Here is a 15,325-nt window from a genome sequence, read left to right as displayed (position 1 = left end):
GATGTATGAAGGTGCTTTGGGGGCTGGGTAAGGCATTGATGCTGGTGTTTTGGGGCGTGGTACTGATCAATCTGTCCGCCCCCTTGATCTACCCGTTCGATAGGTTGATGAACGTCGCAGGCAGTCTGTTGCTGCTGACGCACGTGCTTGAAGTACTGCTGTTCAATGGTCGCCTGCAAGACCGCCCGCACCCCTGGCGTGATCGCCTGCTGATTCTTGTGCTTGGAATTTTCCACGCCTACACCCTTGTACCTTCTGAGCGAGAGCCCCGTCATGCGTAAGTTATGTTTGCTGGCTGTCCTGTGCAGCCCTTTTGCCCACGCTGATGTGGTGCTGGTAGAAGCCAACTCGCTGATGCGCTTGCCCGCCAATGCCAGTGTGTTGCACCTGGAAAAACTCGACGTTGCTGATTACGGCACGCTATTGATTCCGGCCGGTGTGACTCAGGTCAACATCGATCAACTGCAATTGGGCCGTGAGGCGCGTATCACCATCGTGCCGGCCGAACGCGGTATCGAGATGCGGGTTGCCCATGCCGAACTGAGCGAAGGTAGCCAGATCAATGCCCGTGGCGCTCCGGGCACCTTTGAAAAACCAGCCCGGCCAGCCCGGGACCTGAGCTTGCGCATTGAGTCACTGCAAGCGCCACAACTGTCCATCGATGCTCGTGGCGGAACTGGCGCCCCGGGTTTTGTCGGGCTTGATGGCGGCAATGGTGAGGAACCTGGCTGCACCTGGGGCGCGGCAGGCGCCGGGTCCAATGGCGATAACGGTGGCGATGGCCAGCCGGGTGCAGCAGGGGGGCAGGTACGAATCGAGCTGCCTCGCGACTACCCTGGCGAGCAGGTCAATGTGCGTGTTGACGGTGGTGCGGGTGGCAAACCCGGTGAGGCCGGACGTCCGGGCTCAGGCGGGAAATCCAAGGGCTGCATCGTTTACCGCACCGATGGTGGCAAATCGGGCCGTCCCGGCCTGGCCGGGCAGCCGGGTGAAGTGGGTACATCGGGCGCGGTGACCATTCAGCGGTTGTAATCCGGGCAATTGCGGGAGTGGGCTTGATCGCGATGGCCTCAGCGCTGTGTGGCTGATACAGCGCGTCGATTGCAATCGCGAGCAAGCCCGTTCCCGCAAAAAACGAAGGTAACAACCCTGCTCAGAAAGTCGGCCGGGCCGCCGCAATGGCGACCAGCACCAGGCCAACAATCAAGTTGCAGCCCACCAACCGACGGATCCGGCCCATCACTGCTGCACCTTCAGCCCACGCCTGAGCCTCTACGGCCTTGCGCAGCTCGGGCAATTGCAGCGACTGAATCCGGATAAACAGCGCCACCATCACGATGTACAGCCCCATCATGATCTGCACGTAGCGCGGCGCCGTTTCAAAACCGTTGAAGCGCATCTGCAGCAGGCCGACACCGCTTATCGGCAAAATGACCACAGCGATCCACACCCAGACAAAAAAACGTTGAAACACTTCAACCCACAGCTTTAACCGCGCCGGGCCTTCAAGGGCTGCGATAGCCGCCGGGCGCAGAATCATCCAGGCGAAAAACATGCCACCCACCCAGATCAGGGCGGCCACTACATGCAGGCTGTAAGCGAGGGCAAAGGCGGTCATTGGGGTACTCCGTTCGGCGCGGGATGAATTAGCGGGGTATGATAGCGGCCATTCGAACCACTGAAAATTTATCCAGCGTTTCTTGCGCCCGAAGAATCATGATTAGTACCGAACTCAAAACCCAGATCCAGGGCGCATATTCGCGTTTTCTCGAATCCAAAAGTCTTAAGCCCCGTTACGGTCAGCGTTTGATGATCGCTGAAGTGGCCAAGGTGCTGGGCGATATCGACACCGACGAAGAAAACCACCGCAGTGGCGCCCCGGCTGTGGTCGCCGTTGAGGCAGGTACTGGCACCGGTAAAACCGTAGCTTATTGCCTGGCGGCCATTCCAGTGGCCAAGGCGGCAGGCAAGCGGCTGGTAGTCGCCACGGCAACCGTCGCGCTGCAAGAGCAGATCGTCTACAAGGACCTTCCGGACCTGATGCGCAACAGCGGCCTGAACTTCACCTTCGCGCTGGCCAAGGGGCGTGGGCGCTATATGTGTCTGTCCAAACTCGACATGCTGCTGCAAGAGGGCCACGCGCAAACCGCGACGGCGCAGCTGTTTGAGGAAGAAGGCTTCAAGATCGAAGTCGATGAGGCCAGCCAGAAGCTGTTCACCAGCATGATCGAAAAATTGGCCGGCAATAAATGGGACGGCGATCGCGACAGTTGGCCCCAGGCACTTGAAGACCAGGATTGGGCGCGCCTGACGACCGATCACAGCCAGTGCACCAACCGTCATTGCCCCAACTTCGGCCAGTGCGCCTTTTACAAGGCCCGCGAAGGCATGAGTAAGGTAGACGTCATTGTCACTAACCACGACATGGTGCTGGCAGACCTCGCGCTGGGTGGCGGAGCGGTATTGCCGGACCCGCGTGACACGGTCTACGTGTTCGATGAAGGCCATCACCTGCCAGACAAGGCTATCGGCCATTTCGCCCATTACACCCGTTTGCGTTCGACGGCGGACTGGCTGGAGCAAACCTCCAAAAACTTGACCAAACTGCTTGCCCAGCACCCGTTGCCGGGCGACTTGGGGCGTCTGCTGGAACAAGTGCCGGAATTGGCCAAAGAGATCAAGGCCCAGCAACAGTTCATGTTCGCAGCGTGTGAGCAAATTGCAGACTTTAAAGTCGGTGATGAGCCAGAAGGTCGTGAGCGACCGCGCCATCGCTTCATCGGCGGCCTGATCCCCGATCACATGCGTGAAATGGGTATCGAACTGAAAAAAGGCTTCTCGCGTCTGACGGACCTGTTCACCCGCCTGACCGAAATTCTCAAGGACGGCATGGACGGTGAGGTCAATATCGGCATCACCAGCAACCAGGCTGAAGAGTGGTACCCGCTGTTTGGCAGTTTGCTGTCCCGTGCTCAAGGCAACTGGGAACTGTGGACTGCATTTACCGTAGAAGACCCTGAGGACAACCCGCCAATGGCGCGCTGGCTGACCCTGGCTGAAAGCGGTTCGCTGTTTGATATCGAGGTCAACGCAAGCCCTATCCTTGCTGCCGAGATGTTGCGCCGCAACCTGTGGAACGTGGCGTATGGCGTGCTTGTGACCTCGGCCACCCTGACTGCGCTGGGTACGTTCGATCGTTTCCGCATGCGTGCAGGTCTGCCGAAAACAGCCGTCACGGCAGTGGTGCCAAGCCCTTTCCATCACGCTGATGCGGGCGTGTTGCGGGTGCCGGACCTCAAGGCTGATCCGCGCGACGCTACGGCCCACACGGCGGCGATCATTCGTGAGTTGCCTGCACTGGTCGAAGGCTCGCGGGGCACCTTGGTGCTGTTTTCATCGCGCAAGCAAATGCAGGACGTGTTCGACGGTCTGGAGCGCGATTGGCGCAAGCAAGTGTTTATCCAGGGCAACCTGTCCAAGCAGGAAACCCTCAATAAACACAAGGCCCGGGTTGATGGCGGAGACTCCAGCGTGCTGTTCGGCCTGGCCAGTTTTGCCGAAGGTGTCGACTTGCCTGGCGCTTACTGTGAACACGTAGTGATCGCCAAAATCCCGTTCTCGGTGCCCGATGATCCGGTCGAGGCTGCGCTGGCGGAGTGGATCGAAGCCCGGGGCGGTAATCCCTTCATGGAGATCTCCGTTCCCGACGCTTCGCTCAAGCTGGTGCAGGCTTGCGGGCGGCTGCTGCGTACCGAACAGGATCGCGGCACCATCACGTTGCTGGATCGGCGCCTGGTTACCCAGCGCTACGGCAAAGCGATTCTTAATGCATTGCCGCCTTTCAGGCGCGAAATTTCTTAAGCGCGAGTCGGCGTTATCGCCGACTTTGCTGTCTATGCTTTGACTTTCACCACCTCACAGGTCCGTTTTCGGCCGTTTGGGAGAACCAGATCCATATGATTCGCCGTTCGCTGTCTGCTGTTTTTGCGTTGCTGGTCACGACCCCGCTGTTGGCGGCGCCTGCTGGTCAACAAACCTTGTTCAATTTCGTTCGCCCGGCCGATGTGGTGCAGGTGGCGACCACGGATGCGAGCTTGCCGCAATACAATGCGGAGCAAACGGCTGAAGGCGAAGTGCTGCGCCGTGTGGTCTTTAACCCTGGCGCAGCGCCAAGCCTGCGTTTAACACCGCAAACCGGGGTTTGGGACTGGTCGCAGTCGGGGATGATGACCCTGCGCATCCAGAACGCAATGAATTGGGCGCTGACTCTGGACGTGACCGTTCAAAGCAATAATGGCCAAACCCTGACCAGCCGTATTGATCTGCCAGCAGGTCCTGCGCAGACCCTGTTGTTGCCGTTAAAAGCCAACTCGCCCCGCAGCCAGGGCATGCGAGCCGGTCCGCCGATGCCGATGACAGTCGATGGCCAGCGAATCCTGCTGGCCGGCAGTCAGGGTGAAATCGATTTGAGCCAAGTGGTCTCGGTGAGCCTGTCGATTCCGCAACCGACCGCAGCGCAGAGCATTCTGCTGGAGCGCTTCGGGGTGCAGGACGGCGAGGGCGTGATCAAGGCCGTCTATGGTTCGATTGTCGATGGCTACGGCCAGTCGACCCGCGCCAAATGGCCGGAACGAGTCACTAACGACGAGCAGCTCAAGGCGGCAGCGGCCAAGGAACAGCAACAACTCAAGGGCTGGCTAGCCGGTCGTACTGACCAGGACAAATATGGCGGTTGGCTCAAGGGCACAGGGTTTGAGGCGACCGGTTTTTTCCGTACCGAGAAACGCAATGGCCGCTGGAACCTGATCACTCCTGAAGGTCACCCGTTTTATTCCCTTGGCCTCAACGCCGTGACCGCCAACGACAGCCAGACCTACGTCGCAGGTCGCGAGTGGATGTTCACCGACTTGCCCAAGGACGGTGCTCCCCTGGCCAACTATTACGGTGTTGCGGACAACAACAGCGGCAATGCGTCTACGCAGGGCCGGGGTTTCAATGCTGGCCGCTGGTACAACTTCTATGGCGCCAACCTGCAGCGCCTCTACGCCCAGCCGTGCGCAGTGGAAAAAACAGAACCGGGCAGCGATCCTGTCATCCCGTGTGCGCCGCAAACCTTCGATGCCAAGCGCTGGCAAACCCATACTCTTGATCGACTCCAAGCCTGGGGCTTCAACACCATCGGCAACTGGAGTGACCCCGAGCTGGGCCTCAACGATCGCGTGCCTTACACCTTGCCGCTGTCGATTGTCGGCGACTACACCAGTATCAGCACTGGGACCGACTGGTGGGGCGGCATGCCCGACCCGTTTGACCCGCGTTTTGCCATGGCCACCGAGCGCGCCGTGGCCATTGCTGCCCGTGACCACCGTGACGACCCGTGGTTGATCGGCTACTTCGCCGACAACGAACTGGCGTGGGCAGGCCCGGGTGATGATCCGAAATCCCGTTATGCATTGGCCCTCGGCACGCTGCGCATGACCACCGACGTACCGGCCAAACGCGCATTCCTCAAGCAGTTGCGGGACAAATACCGCAATCAGCAGGGCCTGTCCAAGGCCTGGGGTATCGACATTCCGGCGTGGGAATTAATGGAAGACCCGGGCTTCGAGGCGCCTTTGCCCAACGCCGAGCACCCGGAAATCGAAGCTGATTACCAGTACTTCCAGAAGGTCTTCGCCGACACCTACTTCAAGACTATTGCGGACTCGCTTAAATGGCATGCCCCCAATCACTTGTTGCTGGGCGGGCGCTTCGCTGTCAGTACGCCTGAGGCCGTGGCCTCCTGCGCCAAGTACTGCGATGTGTTGAGTTTCAACCTCTACACTCTGCAACCGCAGGACGGCTACGACTTTGCCAAACTGCGGGAACTGGACAAGCCGGTGATGATTACCGAGTTCAACTTTGGCTCCCGTGACCGTGGCCCGTTCTGGGGCGGTGTAACCGAAGTGGCCAACGAGGAAGCCCGTGGCCCGGCTTACAGCAAATTCCTCAAGCAGGCCGTGGCGGAGCCCTCGATTGTCGGGGTGCATTGGTTCCAGTACCTGGACCAGCCTGTAACCGGTCGCCTGCTGGATGGTGAAAACGGCCACTTCGGCATGATTGGCATCACTGACTTGCCGTTTACCGGTTTTGTCGACAGCGTACGCAAGTCAAACCTGCAGGCCCTCGACCAGTTGGGTCAAGAGGCCGCCAAAGCCCGGGCTGAAGAAGAAAAAGCAGCCAAAGCGCCTGTGCATGCAAGTGATGACGGCAGCGGCGGGCACTCGGGCGCAGGTCATGCGGGCGGTCACTCGGGTAAAGGCCACTGATTTTCAACCTGATTGCATGTTTGCGTGGGGAGCTGGCTTGCCAGCTCTCGCAGGTTTCAGGCAAATGTATGTGGCTCTGTTTTCACAAAAAAACGACTCCAGTACTGATACTTTGCGCACCGCCTCATCAGCGCACAAAAATTGTGCGCTCAGAGCGCCTTGCTCTGTTTCAAAATCTTACTGGTGCTGGAACAATGCACGCCTTGTAGAGCCATGCTGATCCAGGAGGTACGGGTGCAGATTCAGGGTTTTCACGACCTTAAGTTCGAAGCAGTACGCGAGGCGTTTGCTGATCTTTTCAATGATCCGCAAGAGCGCGGTGCGGCACTGTGCATCCAGATTGGTGGCGAAACGGTACTCGACGTGTGGGCCGGTACGGCTGACAAGGACGCAGAGCAACCGTGGCACACAGACACCATTGCTAACCTGTTTTCTTGCACCAAAACCTTTACGGCGGTCACCGCCCTGCAACTGGTGGAAGAGGGCAAGTTGGAACTCGATGTTCCTGTTGCCCGTTACTGGCCTGAGTTTGCAGCAGCGGGCAAAGAGTCCATCACGTTGCGCCAGTTGCTGAGCCATCGTGCCGGTTTGCCGGCGTTGCGTGAGTTGATGCCGCCAACCGCCTTGTACGAATGGCAAACCATGGTCGATGCGCTGGCCGCTGAAGCACCCTGGTGGACGCCAGGCGAAGGCCATGGCTATGCGGCGATCACCTACGGCTGGCTGGTTGGCGAATTGATTCGCCGCGCCGACGGTCGCAGTGCGGGCCAGTCCATCATGGCGCGTACGGCCAGGCCGCTTGGGCTGGACTTTCATGTCGGGCTGGCCGATGAAGAGTTTTACCGGGTGGCCCATATCGCTCGCAGCAAGGGCGCAATGGGGGATGCGGCAGCGCAGCGTCTGTTGAAGGCGATGATGAACGAGCCCACCTCCATGAGCACGCGTGCATTCACCAATCCGCCGTCGATCATGACCAGCACCAACAAGCCAGAATGGCGTCGGATGGAACAACCAGCGGCCAATGGGCACGGTAATGCCCGTAGCCTGGCGGGGTTCTACAGCGGTTTGCTCGATGGCAGCCTGCTTGAAGCCGAAATGTTTGAGCAGCTGACCTGCGAGCACAGTCTGGGTGAGGATAAAACCTTGCGCACGCAGACCCGCCTCGGGCTGGGTTGTATGCTGGATCAGCCGACCGTGCCTAACGCGACCTACGGTTTAGGCCCCAAAGCCTTTGGCCATCCAGGTGCTGGCGGGTCGATTGGCTTTGCCGACCCAGAGTGTGAAGTGGCCTTTGGTTTTGTGACTAACACACTGGGGCCGTATGTATTGATGGACCCAAGGGCTCAAAAGTTGGTCAAAGTCCTGGCAACGTGTATCTAACAGGGTATTTGTAAGCCGTAGGTCGGAACCCTGTAGCTTTTATGTGTGCAACGTTTTTTTATGTAGGCTTAGTGCCTCTTTATTCTTAATTCATTGTGTGGATATTCAATGTCATCTAATAAGACCCTCGCTTTGGCTCTCTGCCTGGCCATTACTGGTTGCGCACAAACTCCACAGAATGACGCTGAAGGCGGCCACAAATGGTGGCAGTTGGGCTCGTCCGATCAGGCGTCGACTCCTGCTGATAAAAACGCCAGTGCCGCGGCCAAACCGGTAGATGCCAAAGTAACGCCGCCCGTGGCCAAGACTGCAGCGTCAGATGCCAAAGCCCCGGCACCGGCTGCCAAAACCCCAGCTCCAGCCCCGGTAGTTGCCAAAGAAAGTGGCTCCAGCTGGTGGCCATTCGGTTCTGACTCAGCCAAGAAAGATGCCCCGGTAGAAAAAGAAAAAGTTGCCGCCGTAGTTGCTCCCGCTGGCGCGGCAACCTCTACCAAGAATTGGTGGTGGCCTTTTGGTGGCGATGACAAAGCCTCTAAAACTTCTCCAGTTGGCGTGATTCCGATGCCAGACCCGAAAATCACTCAAGCCTGGCTGGATGAGTACGAACCGCGCCTGCGTGTGGCAATCAAGGACACCAACCTGAAACTGGAACGTCGCGAAAACCTGCTGATCATCGTGGCTTCGGCTGACAGTTCGTTCAAGGCAACCCGTCCTGACTTGCTGATGCCGTCGATGCTTGGTCCGTTCACCCGCGTGGCCAAAGTCGTTGAAGGCGATCCAAAAACTGCCGTGCTGGTGCTGGGTCATGCCGACTCTACAGGCGCCATGGCTGCCAATACTCGCCTGAGCCTGGATCGCGCCAAGTCGGTAGCCGCGATCTTCCGCATGAGCGGTTTGCAAGGTAACCGCCTCACCTTGCGTGGCATGGGTTCTGTGATGCCTCGCGCAGCCAACGACAGCAACGAAGGTCGTGCGTTGAACCGTCGGGTAGAAATCCTGATGACTCCGCAAGCCACCATGGTTGCGTTGGTCAGCAAGTACAGCCAGCCGGCGTTGTCGCCAGCTGAACTGGTGGCTGTGCAGCCTGCAGTTCCACCTTCTGTCGCTAAGAAGAATGCAGCGGCCCCGGCCAAAAAAGGCGTTGTCGCCAAAAAGGCAGCCCCGGCCAAAAAAGCAGCAAAGCCTGCGCCTGCAAAGAAGCCCGTCGTGGCTAAAGCCAAAGCTGCTGCTGACAAGAAAGTTGCCGCCAACGATCAAACCAAGAACTGATTGATTCAGGGAAGGATTGCGGCATGACTCAAGCATTGGCAGATATGCGACGTGATTACACCCGTGACGGGCTGACCGAGGCTCAAGCCCCGGCCGAGCCTTTCGCGCTGTTTCATCAGTGGTTCAACGACGCGGTCAAGACCGAACAGCCACCGGTGGAGGCGAACGCCATGACCCTGGCCACGGTCGACCCCGAGGGGCGTCCGCACTGTCGCGTGCTTTTGCTCAAAGGTCTGGATGAACAGGGTTTTACCTTTTTCACCAATTACACCAGCGCCAAAGGCCAGCAACTGACCGAGCGCCCGTTCGCGGCCATGACTTTTTTCTGGCCAACCCTGGAACGTCAGGTGCGCATCGAAGGGCAAGTGGTCAAGGTCACGCCGCAAGAGTCCGATGCCTATTATCAGGTTCGTCCTTTAGGCAGCCGGATCGGTGCCTGGGCCTCTCCGCAAAGCCAGGTGATCGCTGATCGTGACGAATTGCTAGGGTTGCTCAAGGCTACCGAAGCGCGCTTCAGCGACACTCAGCCCCATTGCCCCGAGCACTGGGGCGGCTACCGGTTATTGCCCCAGCGCATTGAGTTTTGGCAGGGGCGGCCAAGCCGTCTGCACGATCGCCTGAACTATCGGCGTGAAGGGGGGGAGTGGACTCGAGAGCGCCTGGCGCCTTGAAGAGGTTCCATGCGAGGGTGGCGCGCAGTGCAAAAAGATTATTTCGCGCTACTCTTTGCTGAAGTTTTAAATGGCAAAGCAGTTCTGTTTTTACTGTACAGACGCTGAATAAAGCCTTTTTATCCGCGCTGTACCGTGACAGGTCACCGGCAGCGGAGTTTAATGAATCCCTGATCTTTTGGAGTTGATCCTATGCGTAAGTCTGTTCTGTTGGTTGCCGCTTTTTCTACCATGACTGTCCTGTTGGGCGGCTGCACCTCCAACCTGACCGGCGATAGCTACTCGCGTGACGAAGCTCGACGCGTACAGACCGTTCGTATGGGCACCATCGTTGCCTTGCGCCCTGTACAAATCGAGGGCACCAAGACTCCGATCGGCGCTGCGACCGGCGCTATCGTGGGTGGTGTCGGCGGTAGCGCCATCGGCGGTGGCCGTGGCAGCATCGTGACAGCCGTCATCGGCGCAGTAGCCGGTGGCCTGCTGGGTTCTGCGGCCGAATCGGGCCTGACCAAAACTCAGGGTGTAGAAATCACCGTACGTGAAGACGACGGCAGCACCCGTGCCTACGTGCAGCAGGTTGAGCCGAACCAGGTGTTCCGCACCGGCGAGCGCGTGCGCATCATGACGGTTGATGGCACCAGCCGCGTTACCCAGTAAATCTGGCAATAGCGCTAAAACAAAACCCCGACCAGTGCGAACTGGGCGGGGTTTTTTTATGTCGGCCAATACTGCTCAGGACGAGTGCCTGAACGCCTGGTCGGCGCCTGACAGCGTTATGGCTATGTGATCCAGCAAGCGCTCTGCCGTGTACTTGGGCATCGAGTTGAACACCAGCACCACTGCCAGGCCCATCACCAGCGCAGGCCGAGGTATTTTGCCCAGGGTGTTTTTCTTCAGGCTGAACAGAAACACACAGGCGGCAACCGAGCCTATCAGGGCGCCTGCGATAGCTTCCGGCAATGGGTGAATGGTATGGGCGACATAGTGGATAGCGAACCACCAGGTGGCCACTAACCCTGCTCCTAACACTGGCCAGCGCAAGCGATGATCGAGCTGCTGGCACAGCAGATTCAGCATCACGGTGAAGACCAGGCAGGCATTCATGGCGTGTCCGCTGAAGACCGCAATGCCCAGGTCGTGAAGGCCAATGCCCCAGCCCTTGAACAGGATTTTGCTCGCGCCCACGACGAGGTAGGCAGACACCAGCACGGCCACCCATACAAAAGCGATTCTCTTAGACGCGCCCACCCATAGCCAGGCAGCAATGACCAACGCTGCCGGGAACATGACGGTGATGCCCGCGTACTGCACAATTTGAAATTTGTCTTCCACGCTTCCCTCTCTGGCGGTTCACACATGACAAGGGCAACGCAGATGACCTGCGTTGCCCTTGTCATGAGCCAGCCCGCTCCCGCATTAAGGCAGGGTCACGCCATAGGTTGTTTACGGCTAAAGAACAGTGTGACGGCATAGCCGATCAGCGCAGCCAGGATAGAGCCGGTCAGGATACCCATGCGGTCCATGCCCACGTATTCGCTGCTGCCTGCCACGAACGCCAGTGAACCCACGAACAGGCTCATGGTGAAGCCGATGCCGCACAGAATGGCGACGCCAAACACCTGGCCCCAGTTTGCGCCTGCCGGCAGTGCGGCCATGCCGGTCTTGATAGCGATCCAGGTCAAGCCGAAGACTCCCACGGTTTTACCGATCAGCAAGCCCGCAGCAATGCCCATTGGCACGTGGCTGACAAAACTGTGCATGCTGACACCCGCCAGCGATACGCCCGCATTGGCAAATGCAAACAATGGCAGGATCGCGTAAGCCACCCACGGATGCAGTGCATGCTCGATGGTCATCAAGGGCGACGGTTCGGAGTTTTTGGTCCGCAGCGGGATACAGAACGCCAGCGTTACGCCCGCCAACGTGGCATGCACACCGCTTTTGAGTACGCACACCCAGAGGATCAGGCCGATGATCATGTAAGGCGCAACCTTGATCACCCCCATGCGGTTCATCGCAATCAGGGCGACCAGGCACGCGGCCGCCAGCATCAGCGATACGCCGGACAGTTCGCTGGAGTAGAACACCGCGATCACAATGATCGCCCCCAGGTCATCGATGATCGCCAGGGTCATCAGGAACAGCTTGAGAGACACGGGAACACGCTTGCCAAGCAACGCCAGCACGCCGAGGGCGAAGGCAATGTCAGTGGCCATGGGGATCGCCCAGCCGTCGAGCGCGTCGGGGTAGTCCTTGTTGATGTACCAGTAAATCAGCGCCGGCACGACCATCCCGCCGATGGCGGCGGCACCGGGCAGCACCACTTGCGAGGGCTTGGACAGCTGGCCTTCGAGCAGTTCGCGCTTGACCTCAAGGCCGATCAACAGGAAGAACAGGGCCATCAGGCCATCGTTGATCCACAGTAGTGAAGGCTTGGCGATTTGCAGGGCGCCGATTTGTACCGCTACCGGCACGTCCAGAAAGGCCGTGTAGTAATGGGAAAGCGGTGAGTTATTGATGATCAAAGCCAGAGCGGCCGCGGCAATCAACAGCAGACCGCTGGCAGCTTCCAACTGAAAGAAACGAGTGAAAGTGCTACGCAGAGGCAAGGTCGCTCTCCATCGATTAAGTAAAAGGTGCGACACCCTAACCTGTGGGGTTAGGGGTTAAAACAAAAACTATATTCTTTTTTGTTATAAGCAGCGGTTTGATCTCTCATCGCCAAAGAGCCTAGCAGTTGTGTGTCAAATTGAGTCTGTTCTGTGCCTGTGGTGGCTTTGCAAAATGGCTTAGGATTAGGTGTTATAGACCGCACGCCATGCTGTGCTTTCCCTTCTTGCTACCAAGAGCCACCCCCCCATGAACCAAGACCGCCAGTGGGCCCGCGAAGCCATTCGCACGATTGAGGCAGACTTTCAGCGCTGCGCTGACACCCATCTGATTCCGGTGTCGCTGCCGGGGTTGCCGGGTGTCGAGTTGTACTTCAAGGACGAATCAAGTCATCCCACGGGCAGCCTCAAGCATCGTCTGGCGCGTTCGCTGTTTTTGTATGCCTTGTGCAATGGCTGGCTAAAGTCCGGTTCACCGGTGATCGAAGCGTCCAGCGGTTCGACGGCTGTGTCCGAAGCCTATTTCGCCCGATTGCTGGGTCTACCTTTTATTGCCGTAATGCCTGCCAGCACTTCACCCGCCAAGATCGAGCAAATAGCCTTTTATGGCGGCCAAAGTCATTTGGTCCAAGACCCCACCCAGATCCACACCGAATCCGAGCGCCTGGCCCGTGAAACCGGTGGCCATTTCATGGACCAGTTCACCTATGCCGAACGGGCTACGGACTGGCGGGCGAACAACAACATCGCCGAGTCGATCTTCCAGCAATTGCGTTTTGAGCGTCACCCGGAACCGAGCTGGCTGATTTCAAGTCCTGGCACGGGCGGTACAACCGCAACTTTGGGGCGTTATGTTCGCTATCGCCAGCACAACACCCGTGTGCTGTGTGCAGATGCCGAGCAATCGGTGTTCTTTGATTTTTACCTGAGTGGTGACGCCAGTTTGCGACTGGACTGCGGCTCGCGCATTGAAGGTATCGGCAGGCCCCGGGTAGAGGCCTCATTTTTGCCGAAGGTGATCGACGCAATGGTCAAGGTACCGGACGCCCTGTCGCTGGCGGCCATGCATTACCTGGCGCAGAGCATGGGGCGGCGGGTCGGTGGGTCCAGCGGGACTAACCTGATCGGCGCATTGATTGCGGCGCAACACATGGTTGCCAATGGCGAGTCGGGTTCGATCGTGGCGATTTTGTGTGATGGCGGAGAGCGGTATGCCACGACCTACTACGATGCGCAGTGGCTCAAGGCTCAGGGGTATGAGCTGGAGGGCTTGATTGCAGCGGTCAAGGCCTGCGTGGAGCAGGGCGTGGCATTGCCCGAAGGGGTGTTGCGGGAGGGGATTTAAAGCGCCAGCAAGCTGGCGCCCACAGGTCGATCCCTGTGGGCGCCAGCCGTCACGGATTTACGCGTCGATACCCAGAATGTCGCGGGCAACGGCTTCGGCAATCCGAATCCCGTCAACACCGGCCGACAGGATACCGCCAGCGTAACCTGCGCCTTCGCCAGCCGGGAACAAGCCCTTGACGTTGAGACTCTGCATCGACGCATCACGGGTCATGCGCAGAGGCGACGAGGTGCGGGTTTCGATACCGGTCAAGATCGCGTCATGCATCGAGAAGCCTTTGATCTGCTTCTCGAATGCCGGCAAGGCTTCACGGATGGCTTCAATGGCGTAGTCCGGCAAGGCCAGCGCCAAATCACCCAGGGACACGCCCGGCTTGTAGGACGGTTCAACGCTGCCCAGCTCGGTGGACGGTTTGCCCGCAATAAAGTCGCCAACCAGCTGCGCCGGTGCCTCGTAATTGCTGCCACCCAACACGTAGGCGTGGGCTTCCAGGCGCTCTTGCAGCTCGATACCGGCCAATGGCCCACCCGGGTAGTCTTCAGGGGTGATGCCGACCACGATGCCCGAGTTGGCATTGCGTTCGTTTCGCGAGTACTGGCTCATGCCGTTGGTCACGACACGCCCTGGTTCGCTGGTCGCGGCAACCACGGTACCGCCCGGGCACATGCAGAAGCTGTAGACCGAACGGCCGTTTTTGGCGTGGTGCACCAGTTTGTAATCGGCGGCGCCCAGTTTAGGGTGGCCGGCGTACTTGCCCAGCCGCGCACTGTCGATCAACGATTGCGGGTGTTCGATCCGGAAACCTACCGAGAACGGTTTGGCTTCCATGTAGACGCCGCGACCGTGGAGCATACGGAACGTGTCACGGGCGCTGTGGCCCAGGGCCAGGATCACGTGGCGCGAGTTTAGTTGCTCGCCGTTGGCCAGTACCACGCCGGTCAATTGACCATCGTCGATCAGCACGTCAGTCACGCGCTCTTGAAAACGCACTTCGCCGCCCAGCGCGATGATCTGCTGGCGCATGTTTTCGACCACGCCGGTCAGACGGAACGTACCGATATGCGGCTTGCTGACGTAGAGGATTTCGTCCGGCGCACCGGCTTTGACAAACTCGTGCAGCACTTTACGGCCGTGGTGCTTGGGATCCTTGATCTGGCTGTAAAGCTTGCCGTCCGAGAACGTGCCTGCGCCGCCTTCGCCAAACTGTACGTTGGACTCGGGGTTGAGTACGTTTTTACGCCACAGGCCCCAGGTGTCCTTGGTGCGCTGGCGAACTTCGGTGCCGCGCTCAAGAATGATCGGCTTGAAGCCCATTTGTGCCAGCAGCAGGCCGGCGAAAATACCGCACGGACCAAAGCCCACCACAATCGGGCGCTGGCTTAAATCTTGTGGGGCCTGGCCGACGACTTTGTAGCTGACGTCTGGTGCTGGATTGACGTTACGGTCGTCCGCGAACTTGACCAGCAGCGGCGCTTCATCGCGCACGTTCAGGTCGATGGTGTAGATAAAGCACAATTCGGACGATTTTTTACGCGCATCGTAGCTGCGCTTGAACAAGGTGAAATCGACCAGGTCATCACTTTCGATGCCCAGGCGCTGCAGGATGGCAGGGCGCAGGTCTTCTTCGGGATGATCGATCGGCAGCTTGAGTTCGGTAATTCGTAACATGACAGTGTCCAGTATCGGGGGGCCAGGTAAACCCTGGCAGAACCGCCAATTGTAAGCTGCTTCGGGGCAATATGC

At 58.8% G+C, this 15,325-nt stretch carries 13 protein-coding genes; 9 read left to right on the top strand and 4 right to left on the bottom strand.

Annotation, left to right across the window (positions count from 1 at the left end):
- Positions 1 to 5: 5 nt before the first annotated feature.
- Positions 6 to 281, top strand: a complete 276-nt coding sequence (locus TU76_RS03495) for a DUF1145 domain-containing protein (RefSeq protein ID WP_019823504.1) — start codon at positions 6 to 8, stop codon at positions 279 to 281.
- Positions 274 to 1,032 (top strand): hypothetical protein, encoded by a 759-nt coding sequence (locus tag TU76_RS03490; protein ID WP_019823502.1) that lies wholly within the window; start codon positions 274 to 276, stop codon positions 1,030 to 1,032. Before TU76_RS03495 ends, TU76_RS03490 begins: the two co-directional genes overlap by 8 nt.
- Positions 1,033 to 1,153: 121 nt before the next feature.
- On the opposite strand, the gene TU76_RS03485 is transcribed toward TU76_RS03490, so the two are convergent.
- Positions 1,154 to 1,618 carry a CopD family protein gene (locus TU76_RS03485; RefSeq protein WP_019823500.1) on the bottom strand — a complete coding sequence of 155 codons (465 nt, stop codon included), beginning with the start codon at positions 1,616 to 1,618 and terminating at the stop codon, positions 1,154 to 1,156.
- 98 nt (positions 1,619 to 1,716) lie between these two features.
- On the opposite strand from TU76_RS03485, the gene dinG reads away from it, so the two are divergent.
- The 6 genes from dinG to TU76_RS03455 all read left to right on the top strand — a co-directional run bounded on the left by dinG (position 1,717) and on the right by TU76_RS03455 (position 10,285).
- Positions 1,717 to 3,861: an ATP-dependent DNA helicase DinG gene (gene dinG / locus TU76_RS03480; RefSeq protein WP_019823498.1), complete on the top strand. Its 2,145-nt coding sequence runs from the start codon at positions 1,717 to 1,719 to the stop codon at positions 3,859 to 3,861.
- 95 nt (positions 3,862 to 3,956) lie between these two features.
- Positions 3,957 to 6,308, top strand: coding sequence for a beta-galactosidase (locus TU76_RS03475; RefSeq protein WP_048351086.1), 2,352 nt, complete (start codon positions 3,957 to 3,959; stop codon positions 6,306 to 6,308).
- Between the two features lie 234 nt (positions 6,309 to 6,542).
- Positions 6,543 to 7,688 (top strand): serine hydrolase domain-containing protein, encoded by a 1,146-nt coding sequence (locus tag TU76_RS03470; protein WP_048351266.1) that lies wholly within the window; start codon positions 6,543 to 6,545, stop codon positions 7,686 to 7,688.
- A 108-nt stretch (positions 7,689 to 7,796) separates the two neighbouring features.
- A complete protein-coding gene (locus TU76_RS03465; RefSeq protein WP_019823492.1) occupies positions 7,797 to 8,957 on the top strand; it encodes an OmpA family protein in 1,161 nt (386 codons plus the stop codon).
- Between the two features lie 23 nt (positions 8,958 to 8,980).
- Positions 8,981 to 9,628, top strand: coding sequence for a pyridoxamine 5'-phosphate oxidase (gene pdxH / locus TU76_RS03460; RefSeq protein ID WP_048351085.1), 648 nt, complete (start codon positions 8,981 to 8,983; stop codon positions 9,626 to 9,628).
- A gap of 192 nt (positions 9,629 to 9,820) precedes the next feature.
- Entirely contained in the window at positions 9,821 to 10,285 is a 465-nt protein-coding gene (locus tag TU76_RS03455; protein ID WP_019823488.1) for an outer membrane lipoprotein, read from the top strand.
- Between the two features lie 75 nt (positions 10,286 to 10,360).
- Here TU76_RS03455 and TU76_RS03450 read toward each other — a convergent pair whose 3' ends face one another.
- Both TU76_RS03450 and nhaA read right to left on the bottom strand, forming a co-directional pair.
- A complete protein-coding gene (locus TU76_RS03450; protein WP_082136495.1) occupies positions 10,361 to 10,960 on the bottom strand; it encodes a hypothetical protein in 600 nt (199 codons plus the stop codon).
- A 95-nt stretch (positions 10,961 to 11,055) separates the two neighbouring features.
- On the bottom strand, positions 11,056 to 12,237 hold the full coding sequence (gene nhaA / locus TU76_RS03445; RefSeq protein ID WP_048351084.1) for a Na+/H+ antiporter NhaA: 1,182 nt from the start codon (positions 12,235 to 12,237) through the stop codon (positions 11,056 to 11,058).
- Between the two features lie 250 nt (positions 12,238 to 12,487).
- Here nhaA and TU76_RS03440 point away from each other — a divergent pair, with 250 nt between their 5' ends.
- Positions 12,488 to 13,582: a PLP-dependent cysteine synthase family protein gene (locus tag TU76_RS03440; protein ID WP_046809845.1), complete on the top strand. Its 1,095-nt coding sequence runs from the start codon at positions 12,488 to 12,490 to the stop codon at positions 13,580 to 13,582.
- A 57-nt stretch (positions 13,583 to 13,639) separates the two neighbouring features.
- Here TU76_RS03440 and TU76_RS03435 read toward each other — a convergent pair whose 3' ends face one another.
- A complete protein-coding gene (locus TU76_RS03435) occupies positions 13,640 to 15,250 on the bottom strand; it encodes an NAD(P)/FAD-dependent oxidoreductase (RefSeq protein WP_048351083.1) in 1,611 nt (536 codons plus the stop codon).
- Positions 15,251 to 15,325 lie beyond the last annotated feature (75 nt).

Origin of the sequence: Pseudomonas psychrophila (assembly GCF_001043005.1) — a bacterium.
Lineage (GTDB): Bacteria > Pseudomonadota > Gammaproteobacteria > Pseudomonadales > Pseudomonadaceae > Aquipseudomonas > Aquipseudomonas psychrophila.
Note: the sequence above shows the minus strand (reverse complement) of the source record. Positions and strands in the feature narration are given on the sequence as shown.

Coding starts and splice junctions, on each gene's coding strand:
- TU76_RS03495 (WP_019823504.1), top strand. CDS start 6: ATGAAGGTGCTTTGGGGGCTGGGTAAGGCATTGATGCTGGTGTTTTGG.
- TU76_RS03435 (WP_048351083.1), bottom strand. CDS start 15,250: ATGTTACGAATTACCGAACTCAAGCTGCCGATCGATCATCCCGAAGAA.
- TU76_RS03475 (WP_048351086.1), top strand. CDS start 3,957: ATGATTCGCCGTTCGCTGTCTGCTGTTTTTGCGTTGCTGGTCACGACC.
- dinG (WP_019823498.1), top strand. CDS start 1,717: ATGATTAGTACCGAACTCAAAACCCAGATCCAGGGCGCATATTCGCGT.
- TU76_RS03455 (WP_019823488.1), top strand. CDS start 9,821: ATGCGTAAGTCTGTTCTGTTGGTTGCCGCTTTTTCTACCATGACTGTC.
- TU76_RS03440 (WP_046809845.1), top strand. CDS start 12,488: ATGAACCAAGACCGCCAGTGGGCCCGCGAAGCCATTCGCACGATTGAG.
- pdxH (WP_048351085.1), top strand. CDS start 8,981: ATGACTCAAGCATTGGCAGATATGCGACGTGATTACACCCGTGACGGG.
- TU76_RS03485 (WP_019823500.1), bottom strand. CDS start 1,618: ATGACCGCCTTTGCCCTCGCTTACAGCCTGCATGTAGTGGCCGCCCTG.
- TU76_RS03490 (WP_019823502.1), top strand. CDS start 274: ATGCGTAAGTTATGTTTGCTGGCTGTCCTGTGCAGCCCTTTTGCCCAC.
- TU76_RS03465 (WP_019823492.1), top strand. CDS start 7,797: ATGTCATCTAATAAGACCCTCGCTTTGGCTCTCTGCCTGGCCATTACT.